Origin of the sequence: Rhodomicrobium vannielii ATCC 17100 (assembly GCF_000166055.1) — a bacterium.
Classification (GTDB): domain Bacteria; phylum Pseudomonadota; class Alphaproteobacteria; order Rhizobiales; family Rhodomicrobiaceae; genus Rhodomicrobium; species Rhodomicrobium vannielii.
Window position 1 is genome coordinate 2,358,022 of the sequence record NC_014664.1, and the last position, 21,979, is coordinate 2,380,000.

Annotated in this window: 19 protein-coding genes and 1 tRNA gene (1 of these 20 cut by a window edge); 12 read left to right on the forward strand and 8 right to left on the reverse strand. The window is 63.2% G+C overall.

Annotated features, from left to right (window positions below):
* Positions 1-124: 124 nt before the first annotated feature.
* The 5 genes from RVAN_RS10850 to carB form a co-directional block, all read right to left on the reverse strand.
* Positions 125-1,564, reverse strand: coding sequence for a sulfate adenylyltransferase subunit 1 (locus RVAN_RS10850; RefSeq protein ID WP_169309539.1), 1,440 nt, complete (start codon positions 1,562-1,564; stop codon positions 125-127).
* Between the two features lie 74 nt (positions 1,565-1,638).
* On the reverse strand, positions 1,639-2,544 hold the full coding sequence (gene cysD, locus RVAN_RS10855; protein WP_013419768.1) for a sulfate adenylyltransferase subunit CysD: 906 nt from the start codon (positions 2,542-2,544) through the stop codon (positions 1,639-1,641).
* A gap of 25 nt (positions 2,545-2,569) precedes the next feature.
* A complete protein-coding gene (locus RVAN_RS10860) occupies positions 2,570-3,313 on the reverse strand; it encodes a phosphoadenylyl-sulfate reductase (protein WP_245257976.1) in 744 nt (247 codons plus the stop codon).
* Between the two features lie 331 nt (positions 3,314-3,644).
* Entirely contained in the window at positions 3,645-4,124 is a 480-nt protein-coding gene (greA, locus tag RVAN_RS10865) for a transcription elongation factor GreA (protein ID WP_013419770.1), read from the reverse strand.
* Between the two features lie 115 nt (positions 4,125-4,239).
* Positions 4,240-7,569 carry a carbamoyl-phosphate synthase large subunit gene (carB, locus tag RVAN_RS10870; protein ID WP_013419771.1) on the reverse strand — a complete coding sequence of 1,110 codons (3,330 nt, stop codon included), beginning with the start codon at positions 7,567-7,569 and terminating at the stop codon, positions 4,240-4,242.
* A 232-nt stretch (positions 7,570-7,801) separates the two neighbouring features.
* Between carB and RVAN_RS10875 the strand changes: the two genes are divergently transcribed.
* The 3 genes from RVAN_RS10875 (at position 7,802) to RVAN_RS21020 (ending at position 12,622) form a co-directional block, all read left to right on the forward strand.
* On the forward strand, positions 7,802-9,787 hold the full coding sequence (locus tag RVAN_RS10875) for a methylmalonyl-CoA mutase family protein (RefSeq protein ID WP_013419772.1): 1,986 nt from the start codon (positions 7,802-7,804) through the stop codon (positions 9,785-9,787).
* 128 nt (positions 9,788-9,915) lie between these two features.
* Positions 9,916-12,078 carry a methylmalonyl-CoA mutase gene (gene scpA / locus RVAN_RS10880; RefSeq protein ID WP_013419773.1) on the forward strand — a complete coding sequence of 721 codons (2,163 nt, stop codon included), beginning with the start codon at positions 9,916-9,918 and terminating at the stop codon, positions 12,076-12,078.
* Between the two features lie 415 nt (positions 12,079-12,493).
* Positions 12,494-12,622 (forward strand): hypothetical protein, encoded by a 129-nt coding sequence (locus tag RVAN_RS21020; protein WP_013419774.1) that lies wholly within the window; start codon positions 12,494-12,496, stop codon positions 12,620-12,622.
* A gap of 231 nt (positions 12,623-12,853) precedes the next feature.
* Here the strand turns inward: RVAN_RS21020 and RVAN_RS10885 are convergent, their stop codons facing one another.
* The gene (locus RVAN_RS10885; RefSeq protein WP_013419775.1) at positions 12,854-13,558 is read right to left on the reverse strand and encodes a hypothetical protein; all 705 of its coding nucleotides are present in this window, start codon (positions 13,556-13,558) and stop codon (positions 12,854-12,856) included.
* A gap of 167 nt (positions 13,559-13,725) precedes the next feature.
* On the opposite strand from RVAN_RS10885, the gene panB reads away from it, so the two are divergent.
* The 6 genes from panB (at position 13,726) to RVAN_RS10915 (ending at position 19,031) form a co-directional block, all read left to right on the forward strand.
* A complete protein-coding gene (gene panB, locus RVAN_RS10890) occupies positions 13,726-14,595 on the forward strand; it encodes a 3-methyl-2-oxobutanoate hydroxymethyltransferase (protein WP_013419776.1) in 870 nt (289 codons plus the stop codon).
* A 134-nt stretch (positions 14,596-14,729) separates the two neighbouring features.
* Positions 14,730-15,449: a tetratricopeptide repeat protein gene (locus RVAN_RS10895; RefSeq protein ID WP_013419777.1), complete on the forward strand. Its 720-nt coding sequence runs from the start codon at positions 14,730-14,732 to the stop codon at positions 15,447-15,449.
* 103 nt (positions 15,450-15,552) lie between these two features.
* Positions 15,553-16,848, forward strand: a complete 1,296-nt coding sequence (locus RVAN_RS10900) for a PQQ-binding-like beta-propeller repeat protein (RefSeq protein WP_169309540.1) — start codon at positions 15,553-15,555, stop codon at positions 16,846-16,848.
* A gap of 184 nt (positions 16,849-17,032) precedes the next feature.
* Positions 17,033-18,427, forward strand: a complete 1,395-nt coding sequence (gene der, locus RVAN_RS10905) for a ribosome biogenesis GTPase Der (protein WP_013419779.1) — start codon at positions 17,033-17,035, stop codon at positions 18,425-18,427.
* Positions 18,424-18,900: a DNA polymerase III subunit chi gene (locus RVAN_RS10910; protein WP_013419780.1), complete on the forward strand. Its 477-nt coding sequence runs from the start codon at positions 18,424-18,426 to the stop codon at positions 18,898-18,900. Before der ends, RVAN_RS10910 begins: the two co-directional genes overlap by 4 nt.
* A gap of 55 nt (positions 18,901-18,955) precedes the next feature.
* Positions 18,956-19,031, forward strand: a tRNA-Ala gene (locus tag RVAN_RS10915).
* Between the two features lie 245 nt (positions 19,032-19,276).
* Here the strand turns inward: RVAN_RS10915 and RVAN_RS10920 are convergent.
* Positions 19,277-20,146, reverse strand: coding sequence for an aldo/keto reductase (locus RVAN_RS10920; RefSeq protein WP_013419781.1), 870 nt, complete (start codon positions 20,144-20,146; stop codon positions 19,277-19,279).
* 134 nt (positions 20,147-20,280) lie between these two features.
* Positions 20,281-20,754 (reverse strand): hypothetical protein, encoded by a 474-nt coding sequence (locus tag RVAN_RS10925; RefSeq protein WP_013419782.1) that lies wholly within the window; start codon positions 20,752-20,754, stop codon positions 20,281-20,283.
* A gap of 104 nt (positions 20,755-20,858) precedes the next feature.
* On the opposite strand from RVAN_RS10925, the gene RVAN_RS10930 reads away from it, so the two are divergent.
* The 3 genes from RVAN_RS10930 to RVAN_RS10940 all read left to right on the forward strand — a co-directional run.
* Positions 20,859-21,260, forward strand: a complete 402-nt coding sequence (locus tag RVAN_RS10930) for a MarR family winged helix-turn-helix transcriptional regulator (protein ID WP_155942425.1) — start codon at positions 20,859-20,861, stop codon at positions 21,258-21,260.
* 104 nt (positions 21,261-21,364) lie between these two features.
* The gene (locus RVAN_RS10935) at positions 21,365-21,601 is read left to right on the forward strand and encodes an FmdB family zinc ribbon protein (RefSeq protein WP_013419784.1); all 237 of its coding nucleotides are present in this window, start codon (positions 21,365-21,367) and stop codon (positions 21,599-21,601) included.
* Positions 21,602-21,860: 259 nt separating this feature from the next.
* Positions 21,861-21,979 carry the beginning of a NifB/NifX family molybdenum-iron cluster-binding protein gene (locus RVAN_RS10940; RefSeq protein ID WP_013419785.1) on the forward strand. 274 nt of this gene lie beyond the right edge of the window, so the window shows 119 of its 393 coding nt (coding positions 1-119); the start codon lies at positions 21,861-21,863; the stop codon falls past the right edge of the window.

Genomic DNA, 21,979 nt, shown 5'->3' on the forward strand with positions numbered 1-21,979 from the left:
GATAGACAACAGCAACTTGCAACGTCGCGCCGCGTCGGATTTGCGGTGCGGCGTTGTAGGAAGAAAAACGTCCTTCTCGCTCGGAATACGAACCACGGGCGAGAAGCTAAACGTGCGGCCCCTGCTAAGCCGCAAACTCCACAGGGACACCGGCCGCGCGCAGTATGATCGCCACCTCATTCGCGCGGCGGCGGAACTCGCCGTCTGTATCATCGGCATTGGCAAGGTCGGAGCACAAGCCGCGCCACAACAATTCGCTCGACAGAAGGAACGCGCCCTTGTCGGCCGCAACCCCCGCGCTCACCTCGCGGATGACGCCGCCCGCAACAGCCGCGCCCGTCACCGCATCGACCAGCACGAACGCGCCGGTGCCGCGATGGTCGGTGAAGCGATCGGCCGCGATGGCGCGGGCGAGATCGATGCGCGCCTCCGCAATGCCGTTCGGCTCAAGCGTGGCGGCCGCGTTCAGTTCCAGCGTGTCGAGATCGAGGCGGCCAAGGATCTTCAGCGAGACCACCGGAACCATGTCCGTGGCGGTCCGCAGCAGATAGCCCTGCGTGTTGGAGTACGGCTCGTTCGCAAGCCAGACGATGCGCGCTTCGAGCCTGCGCCCGGTCCGCACCTCGCCCTTTTCGGTCGTCAGCACGCTGCCACGGCTCACATCGATATGATCGGCAAGCTCGATCACCACCGATTGACCGCTGCGCGCCGCTTCGAGGTCTCCGTCCATCGTGCGGATGCTGGCGATGGTGCTCGACCGGCCGGAAAGCGCATCCGAGACAGCATCGCCGACATGGATGGTGCCCGCTGTGATGCGGCCGCCAAAGCCGCGAAAGCCTTTTCCGTCGCGCAGCACGATCTGCACCGGCATGCGGAACGACTCATGCGCGTTGTCCGCACGGGAGCCAACCGTTTCAAGGTGCTCGACGAACGTCGGTCCCTTGTACCAATCCATCGCCTGCGAGCGCGTCGCGACGTTGTCGCCGTTCAGCGCGGAAACCGGGATCGCGATCCACGACAGCCGCGGGAAACGCGCGACCGAACTCACGAAGTCGTCGACGATGGCGTCGAAGCGCTCCTTGTCCCAGCCGATCAGGTCCATCTTGTTGACCGCGAGCACCACCTTGCGAACGCCCGCGAGGTCGAGGATCGCGAGATGGCGGCGCGTCTGCCGCTTGATGCCCGCCTGCGCGTCGACGAGTAGCACCGCAACGTCGGCATGCGACGCACCCGTCGCCATGTTGCGCGTATATTGCTCGTGGCCCGGCGAGTCGATGATGACGACGCGGCGATGCGGTGTGTCGAAATAGTGCCACGCGATGTCGATGGTGATGCCCTGCTCCTGCTCGGCGACGAGGCCGTCGACGAGGCGGCTGAAGTCAGGCCGGCTCGCGCCGTGGAGGCTCGCCGTCTCCTTGAGGAGCTTGTCGCGCTGGTCGTCGTAAAGCGGCGAGGCATCCCACAAAAGGCGGCCTATGAGCGTGGACTTGCCGTCATCCACGGAACCGCAGGTGAGAAGGCGGACGATGCCGTTCAATTCCGGGGCAGTCTTGCGCTCAGTCACGGGAGGCTTCCTGTAGGCTTCGTTTTCTGACGCTGGTTCGGCGCCTGCAAATGCATCGGATGTGTCAAAGCGCATCAGAAGTATCCTTCTTCCTTCTTGCGCTCCATTGCGCCGACTGTGTCGTGGTCGATGAGGCGGCCCTGGCGTTCGGAGTTGCGCGCGGCCAGCGTTTCGGCGAGCACAGCGTCGATGTCCGAGGCGTCGGACTTGTCGGCGGCAGTGACCGGCCAACATCCGAGTGTGCGGAAACGGACCTTGATCGGACGCGGCGTCTCGCCTGGCTTCAGGAACGGACGGTCGTCGCCGATGACGAAAACCTGTCCGTCGCGCTCGATCGCGGGGCGCTCCTTCGCGAAATAAAGCGGCACGACATCGAGCTTCTCGCGGGCGACGTAGCGCCATACGTCTTTTTCGGTCCAGTTCGACAGCGGGAAAATGCGCATCGTCTCGCCCTGCCCGAGGCGGCCGTTGAGAATGTTCCACATCTCGGGACGCTGCTTGCGCGGATCCCAGCGGTAACCGGCCGAACGCAGCGAGAAGACGCGTTCCTTCGCGCGAGAGGCTTCCTCGTCGCGGCGCGCGCCGCCGATTGCCGCGTCGAAGCCGTATTTGTCGAGCGCCTGACGGAGCGCAACCGTCTTCATCACGTCGGTATAAACCGACGGCGAATAATCGACCGGGTTGATGTTGCGCGCGACGCCATCCTCGTTGATGTGCACGAGAAGATCGAGGCCGAAGCGCTCGGCGGTGCGGTCGCGAAACTCGATCACTTCCTTGAACTCCCACGTCGTATCGACATGGAGCAGCGGAAAGGGCGGCTTTTGCGGCCAGAACGCCTTGCGCGCGAGATGAAGAAGCGCGGTCGAGTCCTTGCCCGCCGAATAAAGGAATACGAGCTTTTTGAATTGCGCGGCGGATTCGCGGAGAATCGCGATGCTTTCCGCTTCGAGCAGGTCGAGATGGGACAGAGGCTTGGTCATGGAGTCGAAGGTCTCTCGAAGCGAATTAAAGATTTCTCGAACCGCCGGGACGGTTATGCAGGCCGCATTCCTTGCGATTTTCGTCTTCCCACCACCAGCGACCCGCCCGGATATCTTCTCCCGGCTCGATGGCGCGTGTGCAGGGCTGACAGCCGATGGACGGGAAGCCGTGCGCATGGAGAGCATTCACCGGCACGCTGTGTTCGGCGATGTAGGCTTCCACCCGATCGAGCGTCCAATCAGCGATGGGATTGAGCTTGATGAGGTTCTGCTGGGCATCGAAAGCCGCGAAAGGCGTCTCGCCCCGCGTCGTGGACTGCTCGCGGCGAACGCCCGTCACCCACCCGGCCGCGCCATCGAGCGCGCGCTGGAGGGGCAGAACCTTGCGGACGTGGCAGCACGCCTTCCGCTGCTCGACCGAATAGCGGAAGCCGAAAACGCCGTCCCGCGCGACAAGTTCCTCGACGTCGCCCGCATCCGGGAAGACGACGCGGATCCGCGTGCCGAGAACGCGTTCGCTGCGCGAAAGGACGTCGTAGGTCTCGGGAAACTGCCTGCCCGTGTCGAGGGTGAAGACTTCGATCCGCGATTGCGCCTTGGCGATGGCGTGCAGGAGAACCTGATCCTCCAACCCGAGACTTGTCGAAAAGAAAACGCGGCCAGCAATTGTATTTTCTATTGCTTGCAGACGTGAGGACAGGTTTTCCGCCTCCGCCAGCGCCTCGTTCAATGTTTTCGCAAGATCTGCCTGATCGGAAGAACGATCCAATTCTCGTACGACTGCGTTCATAGTCTCGTAAGCGCTTTCCCGCTGAGGCGTTTGCCCAAAGCCTCTAGATATGCGTGTTAACATACACGGAAAAGTCGGTGACGGACGCTTGCGCCCGAAATAAAGATCGAATTGCGCAGTGCATCGCGCAGAAAGAAAATTTCCCTAAAAGCGGTAATTTGGGTGGCGCTTTGTCCTACAAAACCGCTTTAGAGTGAAAGTCTACCAAATCGCTCAAAAAAGCGTTGGCGGGGGCATAAAAAAGCCGCCGTAAACGGCGGCTTTGCTGGTGCGGAAGATATCTCGGTTTATGTCCGGTGAAGCTTGCGGCTCAGCCGAGAAATTCGACTTTCAAAATCTCGTAAGACTTCGCGCCGCGTGGCGTGTTCACCTCTACCGAATCGCCCGCCTTCTTGCCGATGAGCGCGCGCGCGATTGGCGAGCCGATGGAAACCTTTCCGTTCCGAACATCGGCTTCGAGATCGCCGACGATCTGATATTTCACCTCTTCCTCGGTGTCCTCGTCGACGAGCGTCACCGTCGCGCCAAACTTCACGGTCTCGCCGGAAAGCTTGGAGATGTCGATCACCTCGGCCCGGCTGAGTTTGTCCTCAAGATCGGCGACCTTCGCCTCGTTCATGCCCTGCGCTTCCTTCGCGGCATGATATTCCGCATTTTCGGACAGGTCGCCATGCGACCGCGCCTCAGCAATGGCCTTGATGATGCGCTGCCGCTCGACGCTCCTCAAAATTCTAAGCTCGGCCTCAAGCGCTGCATGCCCCTGGGCAGTCATCGGCACTTTTTCGCTCATCCCCAATTCTCCCCAGGTCCGGAGAAAGTCCCCCCGGAACCGTTCATCCATCTGAAAGTGGAATTCGACAAAAACAGCGCATGCCGGACCGCCCTCCGGCACCGGCACACACAGTTTAGGCGATATATTTCTGCAGAGGCTGAACTTCAAGGATGCCAGCGCGCATTGCCGCAACTGATTTCGTCACAGCGAGCGCGCCCGCGATCGTCGTGTAGTAAGGAATCTTGTACATCAACGCGGTACGCCGGATCGTGGAACTGTCGGCAAGTGCCTTCGCTCCTTCCGTCGTGTTGAAGACGAGATCCACTTCGCGGTTCTTCATCGCGTCCACGATGTTCGGCCGCCCTTCGAGCACCTTGTTGATGCGCGTGCAAGGGATGCCTTGCGCTTCGAGGTGGCGTGCGGTGCCGCGCGTGGCGAGCACCTTGAAGCCCATTTCCACGAGGTCGCGGACGGGTTGAACGATGCGGTGCTTGTCCGATTCCTTGACCGACACGAACAGCGTTCCGGCGGTCGGCAGACGGCTGCCGCTCGCGAGCTGCGCCTTGGCAAAGGCGACGGCGTAGGTCTTGTCGATGCCCATCACTTCGCCCGTGGAGCGCATCTCCGGCCCAAGGACCGGATCGATCTCCGGGAACCGCTCGAACGGGAACACGGCTTCCTTCACGCCCACATGCTGCACGTTGGCGCGATGCTTGAGGTTCATGTCGGCGAGCTTCTCGCCCGCCATGACGCGAGCCGCGATGGCCGCGACCGGATAACCGATCACCTTCGCCACGAACGGCACGGTGCGGCTCGCGCGCGGGTTAACCTCCAGCACGTAAACGTCGCCGTCCTTCACCGCGTACTGGATGTTCATGAGCCCGACGACGTTCAGCGCGCGGGCGATGTCGGCGGTCTGGCGCTCAAGCTCGCGCAGCGTCTTCTCGCAGAGCGAATGCGGCGGGAGCGAGCAGGCGCTGTCGCCCGAATGCACGCCCGCTTCCTCGATATGCTCCATCACGCCCGCGATGAACACATCCGTGCCATCCGAAATGGCGTCGACGTCGACTTCGGTCGCATCGCGCACATAGGAATCGAGCAGGAGCGCGTTCTTCGCGAGCACGGCGTTCACTTCCGCGTGTCGGTTGCCCCCGAAGCGATGATGCACGTCCGGTGGCACGAAAGCCGCGAGCGTCGTGTCGAAATAGTCCTTGAGCGACGCCTGGTTCGGGATGATGGCCATGGCCCGCCCGCCGAGCACGTAGGACGGCCTGACCACGATGGGGAAGCCGATTGCCTCGCTCGCCGCGAGCGCCTGCTCAATGGAATAGGCGATGCCGTTCTGCGGCTGGCGCAGGTTGAGCTTCTCCACGAGCGCCTTGAAGCGGTCGCGGTCCTCGGCGAGGTCGATGGCGTCGGGCGAGGTGCCGAGGATCGGCACGCCGCGGTCGGCGAGCGTCTGCGCGAGCTTCAGCGGCGTCTGGCCGCCGAACTGCACGATCACGCCCTTGAGCTTGCCGTTCGAGGCTTCCTTTTCGATGATCGCGAGCACGTCTTCCGGTGTCAGCGGCTCGAAATAGAGGCGGTCGGAGGTGTCGTAGTCGGTCGAGACGGTCTCCGGGTTACAGTTGACCATGATCGTCTCGTAGCCCGCCTTCGACAGCGAGAAGGCCGCGTGACAACAACAATAGTCGAACTCGATGCCCTGCCCGATGCGGTTCGGGCCGCTGCCGAGGATGATGATCTTCTCGCGGGCTGACGGCGCCGCCTCGCACATCTCGCGGCCTGCAAGCGGGCTCTCGTAGGTCGAGTACATGTACGGCGTCGGCGAGGGGAATTCGGCCGCGCAGGTGTCGATGCGCTTGTAAACGGGGAACACCTTCAGCGCGCAGCGCTTCTCCGCGACCTCAGCTTCCGTGAGCCCCGAGAGCGCCGCAAGCCGCGCATCGGAGAAGCCCATGGCCTTCAGTTCGCGGAAGGAGCGCTCGGTTTGCGGCAGGCCGTGTTCGCGAACCTTCGCTTCCACGTCCACGATTTCCTGAAGCCGTTCGATGAACCACGGATCGATCCGGCACAGTGCGTGGATCTGCTCATGATCGACGCCCATGCGCAGTGCTTGCGCGACCTTGAGGAGCCGGTCGGGCGACGGCGTGCCGAGCGCCTCGCGGATGACGTTCTTGTCGTCGCCCTTGCCGAGCCCTTCGAGGAGGTAATCGTCAAGACCGGTGAGGCCCGTTTCCAGGGAGCGAAGCGCCTTTTGCAGGCTTTCGTGGAAGGTGCGGCCGATGGCCATCGCCTCGCCGACCGACTTCATGGACGTCGTGAGCGTCGTCGGTGCGCCGGGGAACTTCTCGAACGCGAACCGGGGAATCTTCGTGACGACGTAATCGATGGTCGGCTCGAAGGAGGCGGGCGTCGCGCCCTTGGTGATGTCGTTGTCGAGTTCGTCGAGCGTGTAGCCGACGGCGAGCTTCGCGGCGACCTTGGCGATGGGGAAGCCCGTCGCCTTGGACGCAAGCGCCGACGACCGCGACACGCGCGGGTTCATCTCAATCACGACGAGCTTGCCGTCCGCAGGGTTCACCGCGAACTGCACGTTCGAGCCGCCGGTTTCGACGCCGATCTCGCGCAGAACCGCAATGGAGGCGTTGCGCATGATCTGATATTCGCGGTCGGTCAGCGTCAGCGCGGGCGCAACCGTGATCGAATCGCCGGTATGAACGCCCATCGGGTCCACGTTCTCGATGGAGCATATGATGATGCAGTTGTCCTTCTTGTCGCGGACAACCTCCATCTCGTACTCCTTCCAGCCGAGGACGGATTCCTCGACGAGAATCTGCGTCGTGGGCGAGGCTTCCAAGCCGCGCTCGCAGATGTGGAGATATTCTTCGCGGTTGTAAGCGATGCCGCCGCCGGTGCCGCCAAGCGTGAAGGACGGGCGGATGATTGCGGGCAACGGCACGTGTTCGAGCGCGTCGATGGCCTCCTGGAGGGTTTGCGCAAGCCGCGATTTCGGCGTCGCGAGGCCGATCTTCTTCATCGCCTCGCGGAAAAGCTGGCGATCCTCGGCCTTGTCGATGGCGTCGGCATTCGCGCCAATCAGTTCGATGCCGAAGCGATCGAGCACGCCGTCACGCGCAAGCTTCAGCGCGGTGTTGAGCGCGGTCTGGCCGCCCATCGTGGGCAGCAAGGCCATGCGCTCGTCCGGGTGTTCGCGGCGTTCCCGCTCGATCACCTTCGTCACCATGTCGGGCGTGATCGGCTCGATATAGGTGGCGTGCGCCAGATCGGGGTCGGTCATGATCGTGGCGGGGTTCGAATTCACGAGGATGATTCGATATCCCTCCTGCCGCAGAGCCTTGCAGGCTTGCGTGCCGGAATAGTCGAATTCACAGGCCTGGCCGATAACAATCGGGCCAGCCCCAATGATGAGGATGGAGTCTATATCTGTGCGTTTGGGCATACTTCTGGCGCTCGGGTTTCGACGCGTTATAAAGGAAGCGGGCGATGTTTCAACAACGGCGTGGAATCGAGTGTACACGAACGCGCATTCCACGAGCGGCGAGGAGGCCCTTTCCGCGTAATGCCGCCGCAGCGAACGCGGCCTTAAGGCGCGGTGCCGTGCCCCGAAAAAAGGCAAAAATCGATCCCACGGCGGTGGACTGGGACGGAACGCATCACTATCATGCGCCGCCATGGAACATTTCGCACTCGCCAAAGAATTTCCGCCAGCGTCCGAAGCGGACTGGCGCGCCATCGTGGACAAGGCGCTGAAGGGCGCACCTTTCCGCGTGCTCGAAAATCAGCTTTATGAAGGCTTCGCAACGTCGCCGCTTTATACCGGCGCCGCGACGTCGCCGGCGCGGCATGGTCAGCGCGGCTGGCTCATCGTGCAGCCCGTCGCGGGCGCGTCGCTCGCCGACGCGGAGCGGCAGTTGGCCGACGATGTGGCGAACGGCGCGACGGCGCTGAGCCTCGACCTCAACAACGGCCCAGCGATTCGCAAGGCCGCCGAGTTGAAAGCTGTCGCAGGTGCCGGTGTTCCGGTATTCCTCGCGCCCGGCAGTTCGCCCGCCGACGCCGCATTGCTTCTCGCAAAGGCGGACAAGACCATCGTGGGCACGGCAGGCTTCGATCCGCTCACCGTTTTCGCCATGTCGGGCGAGGTGCCGGCAGATCGGAAAGCCGCGCTCGCCGATACGGTCGACGCGGCGCTTGCCATTCGCGAACGCTTTCCCCTTTTCACGCCTTTCCTCGCATCGAGCCGCGCCTGGAATGGCGCGGGCGGTTCCGCGGTGGACGAACTCGGGCTTACGCTTGCCGCCGCCGTCGCCTACTGGCGCGCGCTGGAAGCTGCGGGGCTGTCGCGCGAAGACGCATCGCGAGCTATCGGCTTCAAGCTTTGCGCGTCTGCCGACCTGTTCCTCACCATCGCGTCGTTCCGGGCGATCCGCCTTCTCTGGGCGCGCGCCCATGAGGCGGCAGGTATCGCGTCAAACGAGCATATCCTCCTCTACGCGAAGATGCCGCCCCGCATCCTCTCCGCCTACGATCCGCAGGTGAACATGCTGCGCGCCACCGCGAGCGTGTTCGGTGCGGCCATCGGCGGAGCTACCGCTATCGAAGTCTACCCGTTCGACGAAGCAGCGACGGAGGCCACGCCTCTCTCGCGGCGCATCGCGCGCAACACCGGCCTTGTGCTTCAGAGCGAGGCGTGGCTTTCGGCCGTCGCCGATCCCGCAGCCGGGTCCGCCTATGTCGAAACGCTGACGGAAAAGCTCGCGGCGTCGGCCTGGGCGCTGTTCCGCGAGGTGGAAGCCAAGGGCGGCCTCTTGAAGGCGCTCGAAAGCGGTTTCGTCGCGGAACGCCTGCGACAGACGGCCGAGAAGCGCGAGCGTGCCATCGCTCACCGCAAGGAGAGGATCACCGGCGTTTCGGTCTTCCCGAACCTCAATGAGAAGATCGCTCTCGAAGAGCCCGCCGCCATCATCATGGAAGAAGCGCACCCGACCGTCGACTTCGCGCTTCCCGCACCCGGCGCGGGCGAACGCTTCGCGGCGCTCATTTCTGCCGCCGCGCGCGGCGTGCCGCTGGCGGAGCTGCATTCCGCCTCGCGCATCGTATGCGACATCATCGCAGGCGGCGCGCTCGACGTCGCAAGACGCGATGCCGAACCTTTTGAAGTGCTGCGCCAGCGCGCCGATTTCGCGCTCGCCAGCATTGGTTCCAGACCGCCAGTGTTCCTCGCGCTTCTTGGCGCGCCGTCGGACTATCGCGCGCGTTCGCTCTGGGTGCAGAGCTTCTTTGCGGCGGGCGGCATTGAGGCCGTTCTGCCCGAGGAAGGCTTCACCGACGTCGAAAAACTCGCGGCTGCGTTCAAGCAGAGCCCTGCGCCAATCGCCTGCCTGTGCTCGTCCAACTCGGCCTATGGCGAGTTGAAGGGAGCCGCAGCCGCGCTGAAGCGTGCAGGCGCGAGCCATGTCTATCTCGCCGGTCCGGCTTCGCTTCTCGCGTCGCTCGATCCCAATGACCAGACGGCGGTGGACCGGCTTATCTACGAAGGCTGCAACGCACTCGCCGTGCTTGAGGAAGCGCAACGCATCCTGCGCGTCGAGGAGCTGGCCGAAGCCGCCGGACTCGAGGCGGAGGATGAAAACTTCGGCGCGTTCGACGAAGCCTGAGGTTGTAAATACGAAGGCCACGCTCCTCGGCGGTGCCAGAGCGAGGCGTCTTGAAATGCATCGGTCAATGCGCGGCTTGGGTGATAGAACCCGCCGCGGTTGACCTGTGGGACACTTGGAAGCGAACGATGACCGATTCTCCGTTGCCGGATTTCTCGAAGATCGAGTGGCAGACACCGAGCCTTGCGGGCAGTTCTTTCGGCGCGCCCGCCGAGACGCCGGAAGGCATCAAGCTCAAGCCCGCCTACGGCCCGGACGACATCGACGGCCTGGATTTCCTCAACACCTATCCGGGTGTCGCCCCGTTCCTTCGCGGGCCTTACCCGACGATGTACGTCCAGCAGCCCTGGACGGTGCGCCAATATGCGGGTTTCTCGACCGCCGAGGACTCGAACGCCTTCTATCGCCGCAACCTCGCGGCGGGCCAGAAGGGCCTCTCCATCGCCTTCGACCTCGCCACCCATCGCGGCTATGACAGCGACCACCCGCGCGTTCGCGGCGACGTCGGCATGGCGGGCGTGGCCATCGACTCGATCTACGACATGCGCACGCTGTTCGACGGCATCCCGCTGTCGGAGATGAGCGTATCCATGACCATGAACGGCGCGGTGCTGCCGATCCTTGCGCTGTTCATCGTGGCGGGCGAGGAGCAGGGCGTGAAGCCCGCGCAGCTCTCGGGCACGATCCAGAACGACATTCTCAAAGAGTTCATGGTGCGGAACACCTACATCTATCCGCCCCTACCCTCGATGCGCATCATCTCGGACATCTTCGCCTACACGTCCCAGAACATGCCGAAGTTCAACTCGATCTCGATTTCCGGCTATCACATGCAGGAAGCGGGCGCGACGGCGGACCTCGAACTCGCCTATACGCTGGCCGATGGCGTGGAATACGCCCGAGCGGGCAAGGCCGCTGGCCTCGGCATCGACGCGTTTGCGCCGCGCCTGTCGTTCTTCTGGGCCATCGGCATGAACTACTTCATGGAAGTGGCCAAGATGCGTGCGGGTCGCGCGCTGTGGGCGCGGCTTATGAAGGCCGAAGGTGCGAAATCGTCGAAGTCCATGAGCCTTCGCGCGCATTGTCAGACGAGTGGCTGGTCGCTCACCGCGCAGGACGTCTTCAACAACGTGACGCGCACCTGCGTCGAGGCCTTCGCGGCAACGCATGGCGGCACGCAGTCGCTGCACACCAACGCTCTCGACGAAGCGCTCGCGCTGCCGACCGACTTTTCCGCCCGCATCGCGCGTAACACGCAGCTTTTCATCGAATACGAAACCGGCACCACGCGCACCATCGACCCGTGGGGCGGCAGCTATTACGTCGAGCGGCTCACCTACGAGCTTGCGAAGAAGGCGTGGGAGCACATCGAAGAAGTCGAGCGCCTCGGCGGCATGGCGAAGGCCATCGACGCGGGCGTTCCGAAGCTGCGCATCGAAGAGGCGGCCGCGCGCACGCAGGCTCGCATCGACAGCGGCAAGCAGATCATCGTCGGCGTGAACAGATTCCAGCCGGTTGATGAGGCGCCCATCGAGGTGCTAAAGGTCGATAATTCGGCGGTGCGTGCCGCCCAGATCGAGAAGCTGGAACGTCTACGCGCTGAGCGCGACGGCGCGAAAGTGGCGGCGACGCTCGAAGCGCTCACCAACGCGGCGGCCAGCGGCTCGGGCAATCTGCTCGCGCTCGCGGTCGACGCGGCCCGCGCAATGGCCACGGTCGGTGAAATTTCGGACGCGCTCGAAAAGGTCTACGGCCGCCATCGGGCGGAAACACGCGCCATCTCGGGCGTTTACCGAGCGGAGGTTGGCTCGATGGAGAACAAGGTCCCGCATGTCATCGCCATGTGCCAGGCGTTCGAAAAGGAAGACGGGCGCCGCCCGCGTCTGCTCGTCGCAAAGGTCGGCCAGGACGGTCACGACCGCGGCCAGAAGGTGATAGCCTCGGCGTTCGCGGATCTCGGCTTCGACGTGGACATCGGCGCGCTGTTCGCGACGCCCGCCGAAGTGGCGCGGCAGGCCGTGGAAAACGACGTGCATATCGTCGGCGTGTCGTCGCTGGCGGCAGGCCACTTGACGCTCGTGCCTGAACTCAAACGCGAACTTGAGGCGCAGGGTCGGCCCGACATTCTCATCGTGGCGGGCGGCGTGATCCCACCGGACGATTACGATGCGCTTTACAAGGGCGGCGCGGTGGCGATTTTCGGCCCCGGCACGAATATCGTCGAAGCGTCAACGGACCTGCTCGGCAAGCTCAACGCGCATTTGGGGTATACAAAGCTCGCGGCGGAGTAAGCGATCTCAGCGCTGACAGGCATCGCAGCCCAGGCGGGTGGCGAACGCGATCTTCATGTTCGGCGCATGCACCTCGTTCGAGAGCTACCTTCATAAACAAGTCTTCGGTGGTCGCTTCAAGCTAAGACGGCGGATCGCTCCATCGCCTTCTCCGATAGCTCGCGAGCGGCACCCGTTAATCGCGCGGCAACAGAGCGTCGCAGTGCGTTCGCGGCACCTTTACAACCTCCGGCTATCATCGGCACGGCAGTCGAATGCGCGGCTGTGATCGCAGGAGGTGCGAGGTCATGACGAAAACGGCCGCTATTCTTGTTTCCCATGCTGTGACGATAATTGTTAACGTCACACGCCGCGACGCTGCTCCTTGGGGGGAACCGATAAAGCCTGAATAGTGCGGCTTTCTGGAACGCGCGCGATGATTGCACGCGTTCCAACTCTCGTTCTCGCCGCTCGCCCGTTAGGCCGCGAGCGCGTCACCTACCTCAGCGCGACCGACTCGCGTTCGAGCGAGGCGTTGAGTGCGGGCTACAGCATCGCGCCGTAAATCAGACGCGGCACGACGCTGTAAGTTCTGTCTTCGATCAACTTCTCTGCGTCAGATCGGGGCCGATGTGACGCAGGCCGATCTAGCGCAGCAAATTTTGCATTTGATTCACGCCCGTTGGTGGCACTTCGATCAAAATGCAAAACTCGAAACTGCACTAAATCAATTGGTTGCAAGTGCTCTGGAGGCGCTTGCATGCGCCTTTGGTGCACGCCGTTATGAGTCCACGGCCTAGTAGCGCGGGCCGTCGAAGCGGCGAAGCGGCACGCGGTCGTCGTCATACGGGCGTTCGAAACGCGTGGAGCCGTAGTCGTCGTAACGCGGGCGGTGGCGATAGAAATACGGCCGCGGATACTCAACCGTCCGATAGCCGGTCTCGTAGCGGACGCGCTCGCGATAGGTGTCGCAGCCATGGCCGCAATATCCCGACCTCACGCGCTTGTACCAGCAGAACACGCCGCAATCGTCACCGCAGCCGCGATCCCGGCACCGGTATGAACTCTCGTCATAGCGGTCACGCCAGCGATAAGGCCGGTAATACCCGCGATGCGAGCGGCGCGCGCCGTTCGAATACACGTTCACCGTGCCGTAGTTGTTTTTGATGTAGACCTGCGAATTGCCGCCGCTGAAATAGCGCTTGCCATAGGACCGGCGCGGCTCGCATGGATAATCCCAGCCACAACCGCGACGCGCCCTTTCATAACGCGGATAGCCATAGCGATAGGCGTAACCCGAGCCATGGCCATAGCCGTATGCGTTATTGTAGCGGTAGCGGTAGTCGTATTCCTCATCGACCTTGATCACCGAAGACTTGGCGTCAATTGCCTGCGCAAGGCCCGAGGCCTGCGACAGAGGAACAGCCTTCGCTTCGACCGTCGCCTGATAGGCGACACCCAACGCGAAGAGCGTCAGCGCAGCAAACATGCGCCTGATCATGAAACCCTCCGGACATAACTCCAACTTTCAACGATTTTTCCTAAAACTCGATGCAAGCACCAGTTTATTTTGAAAACTCGGTTAATTTTCGGCAGCGCCCCGCTCTTGCATATTTCCCACGCACCCCATTTCCGCTATTCACGGCCTGTCACCCTTGGGAACGAATTATGTCACAGCATACCGTCATCCGCCGCGTCACGGCTCCGGACATCCGCGCGAAGAAGGGCGGCGACAAGATCGTGTCGCTCACCTGCTACCACGCACACACGGCGCGGCTTGTCGATCCGCACATGGATTTCCTGCTCGTGGGGGATTCCCTGGGGATGGTCATGCACGGGCTTGAGACAACGGTGCCGGTTCCGCTCGACATGATGATCATGCATGGCGCGGCGGTCGTGCGCGGCTCCCGGCATGCGCTCGTCGTCGTGGATATGCCATTCGGCTCCTACGAGGAAAGCCCGGCGGTCGCGTTTCGCAACGCCGCGCGGATCATGAAGGAAACGGGCTGCGGCGCGGTAAAGCTCGAAGGCGGCGCGCGCATGGCGGAAACGGTCGCATTTCTTACGCAGCGCGGCATTCCGGTGATGGCGCATATCGGCCTCACGCCGCAGTCGGTGAACATGATGGGCGGCTTCAAGACGCAAGGGCGGCGGCAGGAGGAATGGGCCGCCATCGAGGCCGACGCGGCGGCGGTCGCGGAGGCTGGCGCGTTTTCAGTCGTGCTCGAAGGCATGGCTGAGTTGCTCGCGGCCAAAATCACGCGCGCGGTCCCGATCCCGACCATCGGCATCGGCGCGTCGGCGGAATGCGACGGCCAGATCCTCGTGCTCGAAGACATGCTCGGCCTCTCGCCTACGGTGCCGAAGTTCGTGAAGAAGTTCGCGGAGCTCGGCGCAGCCATCGAGGACGCGGTGAAGGATTACGCAACGGAGGTGCGGGCGCGCCAGTTCCCGGCAAAGGACCACGTGTACGCCATGGCAAAGCCTGCGGACGAGAAGCCGCGAGTCACGAAAATGTCCAAAACAAAGCCCAACTGATCGGGCAGTTTTTCGTGGAGAAGCGCGCGTTTTTGACCGCTGCGACGGAGCGTGCGCGGAAAGCCGCTTCCGCTGAAGCGGGCGCTGCCCTATCTGTTGCAAAACGGTGACATCATAACGAAGGCAGAAACGCCATGAGCAGTGACGAGAGCTTTATCCGCGAGGTCAACGAGGAACACCGCCGCCGGCAGACTGCGGTATTTTTCAAGAAGTACGGTATTTATATCGGCATCGCGGCACTGGTGATCGCCGCCGGTGTCGGCGGATATAAATGGGATCAGGCCCGTCGCGCGGCGGATGCCGCCCGTGGCGGCGATGCGCTCGTCACCGCGATCACGCTTCACGAGGACGGCAAGGAGGCGGAGGCCGAGAAGGCGCTCGCCGACCTCGCAGGCTCAGGCCCCGGCGCCTATCGCGTCCTGGCGCGTCTGCATGCGGCCTCCGAATCGCTTGCTCAAAAGAAATACGATCAGGCCGCCGAGGATTATCGCGGCGTAGCCAGCGACGAGAACGCTCCGGCGACGCTCCGCGATTTTGCGCGCGTGCAGATCGCGGCGCTCTCTGTGGATAAGGAAAGTTACGAGTCGCTGTCGCAAACCCTTGCCCCGTATCGTTCGGGAACGAGCGAATGGCGATTCGCCGCCAAGGACGTTCTGGGCATCGCCGCCTTCAAGGAAGGCAAGCGCGATGAGGCCGAACGTATTTTCGGCGAGATCGCAAGCGATGGTGCGGCACCGGCCGGAATGCGGCAGCGTGCACAGATCATGCTGGCACTTCTCTTCGACCAGCCGAAGGCGGCGCAGGCCGGACAAACGGGGACAAAGGACGGGGCGAATGAAGCGAAAACACAATAGCGCGCGTTACGGCCGTCGGTTTTTGCTTGTTTCAACCCTCAGTGTTTTATCCGTCGCGACGCTCCTGGGCGGGTGCGAGTCGGTCGGCTTGAGCGAGCCGAGCATGCCGAGCATCTCCTCCGTCACGTCGGTCTTCGACAAGAAGCAGGAAAAGCTGCCCGGCAAGCGCATGTCCGTTCTCGGCGGTGTCGAGGACAAGGGAAGCATCTCCGCCGCCGAGGTGGCGAGCCCTGTCTCGCTTCCACCGGCTGTCATGAATGTATCCTGGAGCCAACCGGGTGGTGTGGCCACGAACGCGCCGGGCCATCTCGCCTTCGGGCAGGATCTGCGCACTGCGTGGACCGCCTCCGCGGGCGAAGGGTCGTCGAAGCGCATGCGGCTGACGGCTATCCCGATCGTCTATGACGGCAAGGTTTACACGCTCGACGCCGAGGGCACCATTCGCGCCATCTCCATGGAGAACGGCGGCACCGTTTGGCGGATGAGCACCGTGCCCGAGGATAAGGCCGGGTTCGACATCATGCGTCCGTTCAACGGCAACAATCACTCGCGCGCCGGATTTGGCGGCGGGCTTGCGGCTGACGGCGGAAAGATTTACGTGGCCACCGGCTTCGGCACGGTGCTCGCGCTCGACGCGGGCACCGGCTCACCCGTCTGGACGAAGAAAATTCTCATCCCGATCCGCGAAGCGCCGACAGCCGCCGATGGGCGCGTCTATATCGTCAACGCGGAAAGCGAGCTTTTCTGTCTCAACGCGAACGACGGCTCGGAATTGTGGACGCAGAAGGGGCTGCCTGAAAACGCAGCCGTGCTGACGAGCGCAAGCCCCGCCGTTTCGGGCAACCTCGTCTTCGTGCCGTTCCCGTCGGGTGAAATCACCGCCATCGACGTGAAGACCGGCCAGCCGAAGTGGACCGAGACGCTTGGGAAGACCGATATCACGAATTCGTCGGCGGCCATCGGTGAGGCTGCGCGCCCCGTCGTGGACCGCGATATGCTTTTCGCGATGAGCCGTGGCGGGCAGTTGATTGCCACGTCGAAGGACAAGGGCCAGCGCATCTGGACGCGCGACATCCGTGGTTCGCAGACGCCTTGGGTCGCGGGCGACGCGGTGTTCGTGGTGGACGTGACGGGCAAGCTGATCGCGCTGAACCGCAAGGATGGCAAAGCGCGGTGGGTCACTCAGCTTCCCGGAGACGGGCGCTGGAGCGGTCCCGTCCTCGCGGGCGGCAAGCTGTGGCTCGCGTCGTCGAGGGGGCTGTTCGCGGGCGTCGACGCCTCGACCGGCGAAATCGGCGCGCAGACCGATCTCGGCTCGCCGGTCATGATCGCCCCCGTCGTTGCGAACGGCAAGCTCTTCGTGCTGACCGACAAGGCGCAACTTATCGCGATGAACTAACCAGGCGGGCGGTTCATACCGCCTCGCCGCCCGGCGCGGGTTCGCACGATGGAGCGCAAGCCCTCATTGTTTCCATTGCCGTCCGAAAATTATCCTGCCGGTTCCGCATGACATGCTATGACGTTGACGATCAGCGCGCGCATGCGCAGCTTTGCATGGTCAACTCTCTGAGGCAGTCACGCCGATGGCCTACACCGTCGCCATCATAGGCCGTCCTAACGTCGGCAAATCCACGCTTTTCAACCGGCTTGCCGGCAGGCGGCTCGCGCTTGTCGACGACTTGCCGGGCCTGACGCGCGACCGCAAGGAAACGCAAATCCGCATCAACCGCCGCGACGTGGTGCTCACCGACACGGCGGGCCTCGAAGACGCGGAGCCGGGCAGCATCGCCGCGCGCATGCGCGAGCAGTCCGAGCAGGCCATCGCGGAGTCCGATCTCATCCTGTTCGTCATCGACGCGCGGGCCGAACTGACGTCGGTGGATCGCGGCATCGCCGACCTCGTGCGCAGTTCGGGCAAGCCGTTCATCCTCGTGGCGAACAAGAGCGAGAGCCGCGCCTCGGATGCGGGCTACTACGGCTCCTACGAACTCGGCCTCGGCGAGCCTCTTCCCGTGTCGGCGGAGCATAATATGGGCCTCGGCGACCTCATGGCGGAGGTGACGAACCGGCTCGACGAAATCGCGACGGCACGCGGTGACGAACCCGAGCCGGAAGACGACGAACTCACCGAGGAGCAGGCGCGCGCACGCCCGCTTAAGCTCGCCATCGCGGGACGCCCGAACGCGGGCAAGTCCACGCTCGTGAACGCGCTTCTCGGCGAGGAACGCATGATAACAGGCCCCGAGGCGGGCCTCACGCGTGATGCGATCGCGGCCGATTTCCAATGGCGTGGCCGCAAGGTGCGGCTTTACGATACGGCGGGCCTACGCCGCAAGGCGCGCATCAACGTGCGATCGGAGACGCTGGCCGTTGGCGACGCGCTGCGCGCCATCCGCTTCGCCGAAATCGTGGTGCTGCTGCTGGACGCCCAATCGCCGCTCGACAAGCAAGATCTCACCATCGCCGACCTCGTGGAGCGCGAGGGGCGCGGTCTCGTCTTCGCGGTCAACAAGTGGGATCTCGTGCCCGAGCCGCAGGCCTATCTCGCCGAACTCAGGAAATCCGCCGAGCGCATCCTGCCACAGCTTGCGGGCGCGCCGCTCGTGCCGGTGAGCGCGATATCCGGGCGCGGCCTCGACAAGGTAATGGACGCGGCGTTCAAGGTGAACGAGGCCTGGAACAAGCGTATCTCGACCGCCGCGCTCAATCGCTGGTTCGCCACCGCCCTCGACAAGCATCAGCCGCCCGCCGTCGCGGGACGTCGCCTCAAGCTCCGCTACATCACGCAGTCGAACGCGCGCCCGCCGACATTCATCGTATTCTCCTCGCGGCCCGAGGCGCTGCCCGATTCCTATCTGCGATACCTCGTCAACGACCTGAAGAAGTCTTTCGGGCTTGGGCCATCGCCCGTCCGCCTGCATGTGCGCAAGACGAACAACCCTTACGCCGACGAGGGCGGGAGGTCTGGCAGGAGATGAGCGACGGCGGCGGGGCGGATGCGCGCCCCGAGTTCTGGTTTTATCATCTGGAGCGGCAGCCGCTTCAGGCGGTGTTGCCGGTTCTGGTCGAGAAGACGCTCGCGCGGGGCTGGCGCGCTTCACTGCGGTTTTCAAGCGCGGAGCGGCTCGACGCCATCGATACGGCGCTCTGGACGTATCGCGAGGATTCTTTTCTTCCGCACGGCACCGCGCGCGATGGCCACGCAGACCGTCAGCCCGTTTTCCTCACGCTCGAAGAAGCCAACCCGAACAACGCTGAGGTGCTATTTCTGCTCGAAGGCGCGCGCGAAAGCGAGCCGGAGCGTTTTGTCCGAGTGATCCGGCTTTTCGACGACCCCGACGACGAGGCGAAGGCAATCGCGCGCGAGGAGTGGCGCGGCGCGAAGGCGGCGGGGCGGCCCGTCAGCTACTGGCGGCAGGAGGAGAGCGGCGGGTGGAAGAAGTTTGCCTGAAGCCGGGCTTCGCGCCTTGACAGACGCGCGCGCCTGCGCCTAAATGAGCGTCGAAGGGGCCATAGCTCAGCTGGGAGAGCGCTGCAATCGCACTGCAGAGGTCGTGAGTTCGAATCTCATTGGCTCCACCATTTTCCCCTATAATCAAAGTCGTAATGTTCAGAGCGCTCGCGTCGGCGGGTTCGCTGGCGACCGCTTGGCCATTTCCGACCTTGGTTTTTTGCCGCTCCCCTCACACCCTTAACGTCGTCGCCAAACCTTATTCTCGTCAACCGCAATCCGACTCGGGCGAATGGCCACGCGCCACGCGGCTACGTTGGCTCCGGCGAACGCGAAGGCCGCAGTAATGGATGAGGGGCGGGCCCCCTTTCCCCCATCAGGCCGCGCCGCGTCCGGCCTTGTCGAGCTCCGCAAAGTCGGCTGCTGAAAGCCGTATCGCGGCCGCCGCAACATTCTCTTCAAGGTGCTTGACCTTGGATGTGCCGGGAATGGGCAGCATGACCGAGCTGCGCGCGAGAAGCCACGCAAGCGCGATCTGGCCCGGCGTCGCGCTGTGAGCCTTCGCCACCGCGTCGAGAGCCGAACCGGGCTTTGCCAAATCGCCTGCGGCAAGCGGATACCACGGAATGAAGCCGACACCTGCGCTCTCGCAATAGGCGAGCACCGTCTCGCTCGTGCGGTCCACGAGGTTATATCGGTTCTGAACGGTAGCCACCGGAAACACAGCCTGCGCCGCGCGGATCTGCTCCACGGAGACCTCGCTCAACCCCGCATGCCGGATCAATCCATCATCGAGAAGCTTGCGGATGAGGCCGAATTGCTCGTCGCGCGGAACTCTCGGATCAATGCGGTGGAGTTGCCAGAGATCGATCTGCTCAACGCCCAACTGCCGGAGGCTCTTCTTCACATCGGCGAGGAGAAATTCAGGGCGACCGTCGGGCACCCAGACATTTGGACCAGGGCGCGTCAACCCGCCCTTCGTTGCAATCAGAAGCCCGTCATACGGATGGAGCGCCTCGCGGATCAGTTGCTCCGACACGTCGGGACCGTAGGACGCTGCCGTGTCTATGAAGGTTATGCCGAGTTCGGGAAGGCGCTTCAGGGTGCGAATACTCCCCGCCTTGTCGGACGGCGGACCGAAAATGCCGTCGCCCGTGATGCGCATCGCGCCAAATCCGAGGCGGTTTATCTCGATATCGCCGCCGATTTTGAACGTTCCGGCGGCGGCTGCATTGGGTGTAGCCATGATGGTGAACTCGCTCCTTCAAGGCGACGCCTCGGTTTGCGCTCAAGAGATGGAGCGCGGCGCCGCGTGCGTCCGGCGTCCTTCATGAACGCGACCGCCATGCGCTTGCTCCATACACAAGCGCATGGCTGCCATTACGAGCGGCGCGCGGGAGCGTCGGGGCAACGCCGCAGCCGACCCGTCAGGCGGAGGCCGTCGCGGAAGCTCATGCCGATCAGCACGATGTTTACGCCGCCAGCGATAAACTCGATCGTTTGCAGCGCGGCGAAGGTCGCGTCGAACTCGCCCGCCTCAGCCTTCCAGAAAAGGAAGATGGCGGCTGGCACGAGCACCAGAATTCCGTTCACCGCGATGACGCGCATACGGGCAAGCTTGCGAGCGGCGAGACCACGCGGCGAAGGTCCGGCGAGCGCGAAGCCGGTTGCGCCTGCGACGGCAAGCGCGACGATCAGAACCGGCAGGCGCCAGACGATCCACGATTTGACCGCCAGAATGGAGGCGGCATCGCCGTAAAGCTCGGCATAAGCCGTATGGCCGAGGAAGCGAAGAATTATGACGAGGCCTACAAAGCCCGTGATGGCGTGGAGTAGGCGAAGCGGTGTACGCATTTGTAAAGCTCCTTGCATTGCAATGAACATAGTGTGCTATATAACATATGACAGATAAAGATAGCAAGCTATATAATATCGACCGCACAGATTCAGCGGGATATATGACGAACTGGGCGGCGCGGCTCTTTGCACGGTCTATGGATCGCAGGCTCAAGCCTCTCGGGCTGTCGACCGGCCATTTGCCGATGTTTTTCGCCTTGGGAAATGGGGGTGCGCTTTCGCAAAAGGCGCTGACTGAATTCGCCGCCATCGAGCAGCCGACCATGGCAGCGACGCTCTCGCGGATGGAGCGCGATGGGCTGATCCACCGCGAGCCTGACGCGAACGACAGGCGAAGTATGCTGATCTCGCTGACGCCGCTTGCGCTGGAGAAACTGCCCGCAGTGCGCGAGGCGATTGAGACGCTCAACGAAAAAGCCCTGGGCGCGCTCAGCGAGGAAGAGCGAGACGCTTTTCTCGCAAGTCTCGCGAAGATCGTGGCAGCCTTGGCTGACGACGATTAAGTGGAAATTGCTTCTGCCGTCGCCGTAAGCTATGCACCTTTAGCGGGTGTCGAACCCCGTGAAACAGGAAGTCGCGCTATTATATAATTCGAGGAGATCGCACGATGCCGCTTTACAGCTTTCAATGTCCCGACTGCGGCAAGGAAACGGAACTGCTCGTCGCTTTCGGCGATACTCCATCCTGCCCCGCCTGCGGAAGTGTCGCGATGAAGCGGTTGCTCTCGCGCGTGGCTCCGCATGCGAATGCGGACGCGGCCGGAACGCCATGCGCGCAAGCTGCCCGCGATGGCGCGCTCGCCAGCTTCAGCCCGTCCGAATGCCGAGGCTGCGCCTGTCATTAGGAAGGCCGCCTGGTTGTTGCCGGCTCCACACCTTCGAACCCGAGTTCGCCAAGATTTTCGCGCGAAACAGAATTGCTCTCGTCGATTCAGCGTCGGGGTCTGCCCCCGCCTCGACATGCAGCCGAGGCGGGCGTGTCGTAACGCAAGCTCTTTGGCGACGCCGAGTAAAAGCCGAGAGCATCTCGGATTTTACAAAATGGGCTCGACCTTACGATAATGGGGTATAAAACACCGAAGACTTTCAGAGGACGGGCGCAGCATGAAAATCGCAATCGCAACGAAAGACTGGCAAAGCGTCGCCGGACATGCGGGGCAATCGCGCTTCTGGTTGCTTTACGATCTTTCGTCGGTAAAGGCGGGCGATCCTCTGCCTGCGCC